General features: G+C 55.1%; 2 protein-coding genes. One reads left to right on the top strand and one right to left on the bottom strand.

Annotated features, from left to right (window positions below; all coding sequences use genetic code 11):
• Window positions 1-50 precede the first annotated feature (50 nt).
• Window positions 51-806: a molybdate ABC transporter substrate-binding protein gene (modA, locus tag GSQ95_RS25865; RefSeq protein WP_158893727.1), complete on the bottom strand. Its 756-nt coding sequence runs from the start codon at window positions 804-806 to the stop codon at window positions 51-53.
• Window positions 807-945: 139 nt separating this feature from the next.
• On the opposite strand from modA, the gene GSQ95_RS25860 reads away from it, so the two are divergent.
• On the top strand, window positions 946-1,374 hold the full coding sequence (locus tag GSQ95_RS25860; protein WP_158893729.1) for a molybdopterin-binding protein: 429 nt from the start codon (window positions 946-948) through the stop codon (window positions 1,372-1,374).
• The last annotated feature ends 337 nt before the right edge of the window (window positions 1,375-1,711 follow it).

Here is a 1,711-nt window from a genome sequence, read left to right as displayed (position 1 = left end):
ACTCTGGCCTGCATTGATCGCTGTTGGCGCGTCGACTTTTCAGACAGAGCCTAGTGTCTGTAGCCGTACGCCTTGAGGACGGCGGCAGCTTGCGGGCCTTTCAGGTAGTTCAGCAGAGCTGTAGCGGCGGGTTGGTCTTTACCCTTGTTGAGTAGTACCGCATCTTGGCGAATAGGATCGTACAATTCTGCAGGAACGATCCACGCTGAACCTTCCTTTACCTTTCCATCCTGATAGATCTGAGAAAGTGCAACGAAACCTAGCTCAGCATTCCCAGTAGAGAGGAATTGATAGGCCTGGGTAATGTTCTGCCCTTCCACCAGCTTGCTCTTGACCGTCTCGGTCAATCCTAGTTTGTCCAGCGTCTGTGTAGCAGCAAGGCCATAGGGAGCGGTTTTGGGATTGGCAATGGACAGGTATGCGTAGGAGTTCTTCTTGAGTATCGCGCCGTCCTTATCGACGTATCCCGCTTTGGGAGACCACAGAGCGAGGGTGCCAATGGCATAGGTGAAGCGGGAACCTTTGACAGCATCCCCTTCAGCTTCAAGCTTGGCAGGAGTCGTATCGTCAGCGGAGAGGAACACCTCGAAGGGCGCGCCGTTCTTGATTTGCGAATAGAGCTGTCCAGTGGCGCCGCTGGAGATGACTAGGTGGTGCCCTGTGTCTTTCTCAAAAGCTTCACCTATGGCCTTGAGTGGGGCAGAGAAGTTCGCCGCGACAGCAACGGGTACTTCGTCGGCCAAAGCAGAGTTAGCCAAAAGAGCCCCGATAAGGGTGAGAGCAAAGCGCGATGACATATCGGTCATTGATAATTTCTCTAATGGATAAAAATTTTGTCGGTTGATGGCGGTTTGCAGGACTTTCAGCGGCGTTAGGGTGGAAAGGCTATAGCGCTTCTTACTACAGTGTCGACCTCAAAATAGCTTCCCTGGACGAGAGCCCCTTATGAAAGTTAGCGCCCGTAATGTCTTCGAAGGTAACGTCAAGGAAGTGCGCGAAGGCGCCGTCAACGCAGAAGTGATCTTGGATCTGGCCGGTGGCACCGAGCTGGTGGCCGTAGTGACGATGGAAAGCGTCAGATCGTTGGGTCTTGAACAGGGGGCACGTGCTATCGCGCTGGTGAAAGCTCCCTGGGTAATGGTGCTGACTGAGGCTAGCGGTGTTCGTCTGTCCGCTCGCAACTGCCTGGCTGGTACTGTCGAGACCGTCAGCGATGGCGCCGTGAACGCTGAGGTCACCATCGTCACAGCGGGTGGCAGCAAGATCTGCGCAGTGGTAACGAGAGATGCGGTGCATGAGCTGCAACTGGAACCTGGCGTGGCCGCTACGGCGGTATTCAAAGCTTCTCATGTGATTTTGGGCATCCCTGCCTGACAGGACGCGGGCAGTAGCCGCCGCTTTCTGATCGCTATAGCCTTCAGTACATAGCGGAGCTTGCACCCCTATGTACAGGAAGGATGGCGGTCTCGCCTTCCGAGCGTAGGTGCCGAGCTTGGCTACCGCAGCGTCTTGTGCCATCTACAGCAGTGGCGCCGACCCGCCTGCGCGTCCTTCTAGAATTTCACGCTAATCTACTAATTCCGATGCTCTGTACGTATCTGCCAGGAGCATCCAGTGATCGAAAGATTCGAACCAGTTCTCGCCTAGAACGGAGAGGGAAATGCCGGCTCTCTTTGCTATACCGTACCTGCAATTGCCATCCGTGCCCGTC

This window comes from Pseudomonas sp. BAV 4579, assembly GCF_009765395.1.
Taxonomy (GTDB): Bacteria; Pseudomonadota; Gammaproteobacteria; order Pseudomonadales; family Pseudomonadaceae; genus Chryseomonas; species Chryseomonas aestiva.
The sequence above is the reverse complement of the archived record's forward strand: the minus strand, read 5'-3'. Positions and strand labels throughout refer to the sequence as shown.